The organism is Streptomyces globisporus, from assembly GCF_003501885.1.
GTDB lineage: Bacteria > Actinomycetota > Actinomycetes > Streptomycetales > Streptomycetaceae > Streptomyces > Streptomyces globisporus_D.
The window spans coordinates 39563-45934 of sequence record NZ_QWFA01000078.1 but is presented as its reverse complement, the minus strand read 5'-3'; the positions used below and the strand labels follow the sequence as shown (position 1 = coordinate 45934).

6 protein-coding genes and 1 pseudogene are annotated in these 6372 nt (G+C 71.5%); 5 read left to right on the top strand and 2 right to left on the bottom strand.

The window, feature by feature from the left end:
• A partial coding sequence (locus tag D3105_RS16575; RefSeq protein ID WP_206272766.1) for a cbb3-type cytochrome c oxidase subunit I occupies positions 1–293 on the bottom strand: 293 nt, incomplete at its 3' end.
• 289 nt (positions 294–582) lie between these two features.
• Here D3105_RS16575 and D3105_RS16570 point away from each other — a divergent pair.
• From D3105_RS16570 to D3105_RS16555, 4 genes and pseudogenes are all read left to right on the top strand, one after another.
• A pseudogene (locus D3105_RS16570) lies at positions 583–1242 on the top strand (NADPH-dependent F420 reductase); the annotation flags it as partial.
• A gap of 233 nt (positions 1243–1475) precedes the next feature.
• Complete coding sequence (locus tag D3105_RS16565; protein ID WP_118903956.1) at positions 1476–1991, top strand: SRPBCC family protein; 516 nt, start codon at positions 1476–1478, stop codon at positions 1989–1991.
• Positions 1992–2067: 76 nt separating this feature from the next.
• Positions 2068–2562 carry a hypothetical protein gene (locus D3105_RS16560; RefSeq protein WP_118903955.1) on the top strand — a complete coding sequence of 165 codons (495 nt, stop codon included), beginning with the start codon at positions 2068–2070 and terminating at the stop codon, positions 2560–2562.
• 65 nt (positions 2563–2627) lie between these two features.
• The gene (locus D3105_RS16555) at positions 2628–2855 is read left to right on the top strand and encodes a hypothetical protein (RefSeq protein WP_006129422.1); all 228 of its coding nucleotides are present in this window, start codon (positions 2628–2630) and stop codon (positions 2853–2855) included.
• Positions 2856–2902: 47 nt separating this feature from the next.
• On the opposite strand, the gene D3105_RS16550 is transcribed toward D3105_RS16555, so the two are convergent.
• Entirely contained in the window at positions 2903–4006 is a 1104-nt protein-coding gene (locus tag D3105_RS16550) for an enoyl-CoA hydratase/isomerase family protein (protein WP_118903954.1), read from the bottom strand.
• A gap of 183 nt (positions 4007–4189) precedes the next feature.
• On the opposite strand from D3105_RS16550, the gene D3105_RS16545 reads away from it, so the two are divergent.
• The gene (locus D3105_RS16545; RefSeq protein WP_118903953.1) at positions 4190–6322 is read left to right on the top strand and encodes a SpoIIE family protein phosphatase; all 2133 of its coding nucleotides are present in this window, start codon (positions 4190–4192) and stop codon (positions 6320–6322) included.
• Positions 6323–6372 lie beyond the last annotated feature (50 nt).

Genomic DNA, 6372 nt, shown 5'->3' with positions numbered 1-6372 from the left:
GCGAACATCAGCAGCATGATCGTGCCGTGCATCGTGAACGCCTGATTGAACTGCTCGTTCGAAATCAGCTGGATACCGGGACGGGCCAGCTCGGCCCGCATCACCAGGGCCAGGATTCCTCCCCCGCAGAAGAACGCGAAGGAGGTGACGAGGTAGAGCGTACCGATCGTCTTGTGATCCGTCGTGGTCATCCACTTGATGACCACGTTGCCGGGCTCTCCGCTCCGTACCGGCATTTCGTCCTCTTCGGCGGTATCGGTCTCCACCGGTTGCGAGATGCCCCTCGTCGTCACTACGACGCTCCTTCGGTCGACGGCCCGTGTGGACTCGGCGACCAGAATGGACCCGCGGCGATCGGTGCGGTGGGACATCCTTCCCCGTCCGGCGCGAGCGGCCGACAAGGACACTCAAATGGCCTACGGGGCAGGCTCCGACCTCGGTCGGCGCAACACGAAGCGCATATCAACCCCCAGGGGCCGATCGGATATTCCTTCACCGAGATCGGAATAGCCCCTCCGGAGCCGGAGTTGGTGAAGCGACAGAACCCACCCCACTCCACTCGGAAAGCTACGGAAGGTCAGATCCATGAAGATCGGCATCATCGGTGCGGGCAACATCGGCGGCAACCTGACACGGCGCCTGACGGCCCTCGGGCACGAGGTCTCGGTCGCCAACTCCCGCGGCCCGCAGACGCTCACCGCCCTCGCCGAAGAGACCGGGGCGAAGCCGGTGACCGCGACGGAGGCCACGAAGGGCGCCCAGGTCGTGGTGGTCGCCGTGCCGCTCAAGGCCGTGCCCGACCTGCCCGCCGGCTTTCTCGACGGTGCCGCGGAGGGTGCCGCGGTCATCGACACGGGCAACTACTACCCGCAGCGTGACGGCCGCATCGCCGCCATCGAGGACGGGCTGGCCGAGAGCCGGTGGACGGAGCAGCAGATCGGCCACCCCGTGATCAAGGCGTTCAACGGCACCTACGCCCAGGACATCCTGGACCGGGCCCGCCCGCAGGGTGCTCCGGACCGGCTGGTGCTCCCGGTGGCCGGCGACGACCCGGCGGCGAAGCAGGCGGTGCGCGACCTCATCGACGAGTTGGGCTTCGACACGGTCGACGGCGGCGGCCTGGACGACTCGTGGCGTCAGCAGCCCGGCACACCGGTGTACGGCAACCGGGACGACGCCGACGCCGTCGCGAAGGCCCTCTCGGAGGCGTCGCCGGACCGCCCGGCGGAGTTCCGCGCCTGACTCCGGGCGTTCCGCGCGCCCGACGCCACCCGTCGGCCGGGAGGGGCGGCCGGGCGAAGACTCCGGTCGGGCGGGAAACGGCGGTACCCGGCCGGAACGTCGGCCGCCCTCGGACGGCGCCCTCTCGGCGAGAATCTACCCGCGAGTAAGGTGTGGGCTCCGGGATGTCGGCTCCACGGCCCCTCCGGCACCCGGGCGTGGTCCGTCGACGGCCGTGGACAAGGAGTCGCGTCATGCCCCGCACCATGTCCGTAGCCGAGAGCATCGTGATCGACGCCTCCCCGGCACTGGTCTACGCACAGCTCAGCGACCCCACGGCGATGGGGCGTTGGAGCCCCGAGAACCGGGGCGCGACCGTGCAGGGCGAGCGGCGTGACGCGTACGTCGGCATGGTCTTCGAGGGCCGCAACAAGCGCGGTGCGGCACGCTGGACGACCCGCTGCACGGTGACGGCCGCCGACCCCGGTGAGCGCTTCGCCTTCCGGGTGCACGCGATCGGTCTGCGGCGCCCCCTGCTTCCGGGGCCGATCGCCACGTGGGAGTACAGCATCGAGGCGGTGGACGGGGCAACCCGGGTCACGGAGACCTGGACCGACGACCGCCGCTGGCCGGACTTCCTCGCCAACGCCTTCGACCGCGTGGCGACGGGCGGCAAGACCTTCGCGCAGTTCCAGGTCGGCAACATCCGTACGACGCTGAAGCGCCTCAAGGCGGAGCTGGAGGCGGAGGCGCGGGGAACCGGAGACTGACCGGCAGGTGGCCGACCTTCGCGTCGCTGCTGGTGCGGGCATGGCCTCAGTACGCTACGGAGCACGAGGGGGACGTATGAGCACCGAGGAGAGCACCGGATTCGAGCCGGCGACCGGCGACGGACCGCCGATCGCCGAGCCCGCGGCGGCGCGGGCAGCTTCGGTGCGGACCGCGTTCGAGGGACTGCTGCAGATCCGTCGCCTGACCGGAGCAGCGCGGCCCGACCCCGAGGCCGCGCCGGCTCCGTGGGAGCTGAACCGTCCGGTGAGGGCGGTCGCGTTGGCACTGGAGAGGTCGGGCGCCACGCCTTCGGCCGTCGACCCGTCGGGGCGCCGCGTGTCCGCCGGGTACCGGGTGAGCGACGGGGAGTCGGCGGATTCGGTCCGGGTCGAGTGGACCGGGCCGCCGGGCAGCGGCGCCGCGCACGACGAGGAGGAGGCGCTGGCCGGCTGCGCTTCGGCCCTGCGGGAGGTGGGCTGGACGGTGCTGCTCTACCGGGGGCCGCGCAGACGGCGCTACCTGGAGGTGGAGCCGCCGAGCGGGTTGTCCGGCGGGCACGCCCGGTCGTGAGGCTGTGTTGTCAGACCCATGAGAGATGCTTGACGGTCCGACAGCTCTGAGGAGGAGATGCTGAGATGGACAGCGACGAACTCGCCGCGGCGCAGGCGTACGTCCGCCTGTTGGAGGCCACCCGGGCAGCGCTCGCGGACCCCGACGACGCACCGGTCTACCTGCCGCTGCTCACCTCTCCGATGCGCGAGGCCGACCAGGCCCTGCGCAGCGCGGGGCTGACGGGCAACGAGGACCGGCTGTTCGCTCTCGTCCGGGCCTTGCAGCCGAGCCTTTCCGGCAGCGACAGATAGCGCCCGGCGGGCTGGGCTTGTGCCGGGCGCCACGGGCAGCGCGCGTCCTACCCGGCCTGTCCCTCCCGTGCGGGGGCGTCCGCGGGCCCCGGAGCGAGACCGAGTTCTTGTTCGCCGGGGCCGAGCGGTGCGAAGAACCGGGCGACCTCCTGGTCGTCGACCTCGGCGAGTGAGCCCGGCTTCCACTGCGGGGCGTTGTCCTTGTCGATGATCCGGGCGCGGACGCCTTCCACGAAATCCGGGTGCTCGAACGCCCGGCTGGAGACTCGGAACTCCTGGTCGAGTACGGCTTCCAGGCTGTCGAGCCGCGCGGCACGGCGGACCGCGGCCAGCGTGACCTTGAGGGCGAGGGGCGATTTGGTCAGCAGTTCGTCCGCGGCCGTCTCCGCTGCGGGGATACCGCTCTCGCGCAGTTTCCGGATGATGTCCTCCACGGTGTCCGCCGCGTAGCAGGCATCGATCCAGTCGCGCTGCGCGGCGAGTCCGCCGACGGGCGGCTGGGTGGCGAACCGCTGAACGGTGTCCACGACGGACGCGCCCGGACCGGCCGGCTCCCCCAGCGCTTCGGTCAGGGCCGGCAGGAGGTGGGCGGGTACGTGGTGATCGGCGAGGCCGCAGAGAATGGCGTCGGCAGCCCCGACGGAGCGGCCCGTGAGCGCCAGGTGAGTGCCCAGTTCGCCGGGGGCGGCGGCCAGCAGGCGGGTACCCCCGACGTCCGGCACGAAGCCGATGGCGGTCTCGGGCATGGCGACGCGTGAGCGTTCGGTGACGACACGGATTTTGGCGTGGGCCGACACTCCGACCCCGCCGCCCATCACGATGCCGTCCATCAGGGCGACGTACGGCTTGGGGAATCGGGCGATGCGGGCGTTGAGGCGGTACTCGTCACGCCAGAAGTCCAGGGACGCGCGTCCCGAGGCCCGGGCGTCGTCGTGCAGGGCGCGGATGTCGCCCCCGGCGCACAGGCCCCGGTCGCCCGCCCCTGTCAGCAGCACCGAGTGGATCGCGTCGTCCTGCTCGGCTCGCGCCAGGGCCTCGTCGAGCAGCCGCACCATGGTGTGGCTGAGGGCGTTGAGGGCCCTGGGACGGTTCAGTGTGAGGCGCATGCATGTGCCCCTCGTCTCCAGCAGGACGGGCCGGTCGTCGTTCATGCGTGCGCTCCGCTCGCTGGGCTCATGGACACGTGGGACGCCTCCATGGTCGCGGACGGCTCTCCGCTGCCGTTCCGCGGCCCCCGGACCGGCCGCTGTGGCACTCCGCTGGATGCGGCTCGACAATTGAGGCCCACGGGATGCGCCGACGCCCGGCCCCGCCGGACGACCTCCGGAGCAGGAATGACCGATGACGAACGGCGGCAGGACGCCGAAGCCTCTCCGCTCCGCCGGATCGACCGGAAGACCAACGGTGAGATCCGGCCGACGGAACGCCTCGCCATGAACCGGACCGGCAGCTTCGACTGGGACCTGGACACCCGGACCCTGGACATCGACGAGGCCGGGCTCATGGTGTTCGGCGTGGATCCGGCGACGTTCGACGCACGCCCGGGCGCCCTGCTGGAGCACCTGGAGCCGGCGGAACGGGCCCGGCTCGACGTCACGATCGACGAGGCCATCACCGGCGGGAGCAATTCCTTCAGCGTCCACTTCCGCGTACCCCTGGACGACGGGACCACGCAGTGGACCCATGTCCAGGCCCGCATCCTGCGCTCGAAGGACGGAATGGCCCACCGGATCGTGGGGGTCGTCCGGGACGCGACGGCGGAGGTCACCCATTCGGCCTTCGTGCTCGATCTGGAAAAGCGGCGGCAGCGCCAGACCAATATCGTTGAACGGACAACGAGCGCCATGTCCCGGGCGGTGACCGTGGACGATGTGACGGCCGCCCTCACCGGGCCCGGCGGGCTGGCCCGTCTCGGGGCGGACGGCCTCGCCCTCGGGCTCGTGGAGAACTCCGCGCTGAACATCGTCGCGCTGAGCGGGGAGTCGCTGGAAGTGCTCGACGGGCTGGGCTCCGGTGGCCTAGACCGGAACCTCCCCCTCGCGGACACCATCCGCAGCGGACGCCCCCGGTTCATCACCTCACTGGCCGCGCTGGCCCGCCGCTATCCGGAACTGGAGCCGCATCTCGGCAGGCTCAGGTTCCGGGCGGCGGCGTATCTCCCGCTGGTGGCCCAGGCGCGGTCGCTCGGCGGTCTGGCCCTCTTCTACCGCGAGCGCACGGTCTTCAACCCGGACGAACGCATTCTCTGCCTGGGGCTCGCCGCGATCGTGGCCCAGTCCCTGCAGCGGGCGATGCTCTTCGACGAGGAGCGGGAGTTCGCGACCCAGCTCCAGTCCGCGATGCTCCCGTCCCGGATACAGGACGTCGAGGGCGGTGAGATCGCGGTCCGCTACCACGCCGCGTGGAGCGGCCGGCAGGTCGGCGGCGACTGGTACGACGTGATCACTCTGCCGAAGAACCGGTACGGGCTGGTGGTGGGGGACGTCCAGGGCCACGACACCCACGCGGCCGCGATCATGGGCCAGTTGCGCATCGCCCTGCGCGCCTATGCCTCCGAGGGGCACCCTCCGGCCACCGTGCTGGCACGGGCCTCCCGCTTTCTCTCCGAACTGGACACCGAGCGCTTCGCCACCTGCACGTACGCCCAGGTCGACCTGACGTCCGGAACGGTGAAGGTCGTGCGGGCCGGCCATCTCGGACCGTTGATCCGCCACGTCGACGGGCGGGTCGGCAGCCCGCAGGTACGCGGCGGGCTGCCGCTGGGCACCTCCACGGACCTCCTGGACGAGGAGTATCCGGAGACCCGGCTCGACCTGGTGCCCGGTGAGACGTTCGTGCTGTACACCGACGGGCTGGTGGAGGAGCCCGGAGCCGATCTCGACGCCGGGATCGACGCGCTGCGCAACGAGGTGAGCGCCGGGCCCGCGGGGGCCGAGGCGCTGGCCGATCACCTGTCGGAACGGCTGTGGGAACGGTGGGGGTCGGGGGACGATGTGGCGCTCCTGGTGCTGCGCCGCAGCCCGGACGTGGGGTCGTCGCACGCGCCGCGGCTCCACCAGTACATCCACCAGGCGGACCCGGAAGGGCTCTCGGACGCCCGCGCGATCGTCCGTCAGGCCCTCGCCGACTGGGACATGGCCGAATTCGCCGACGACGCCGAGCTCGTCACGGGCGAGTTGCTGGTGAACGTGCTCCTGCACACCGAGGGCGGGGCGGTCCTGACCCTGGAAGTGCTGCCGGAACCGGTGCGGCGGATCCGGCTGTCCGTCCAGGACCGGTCCAGTGCCTGGCCCCGTCGGCGTACACCGGGCGAGACGTCCACCTCCGGCCGGGGACTGCTCCTGCTCGACGCGGTCGCCACGCGGTGGGGGATCGAACCCCGCGGCGAGGGAAAGGCCGTCTGGTGCGAGATCGGCCCCACTCCCCCGACGGCCATCACGCCGCCGCCGACGCTCGCGAAGGAGTGACGGGCGAGGGAGCAGCCGTGCGAGGAGAGGGTGATGTGCGAAGGGGGTGT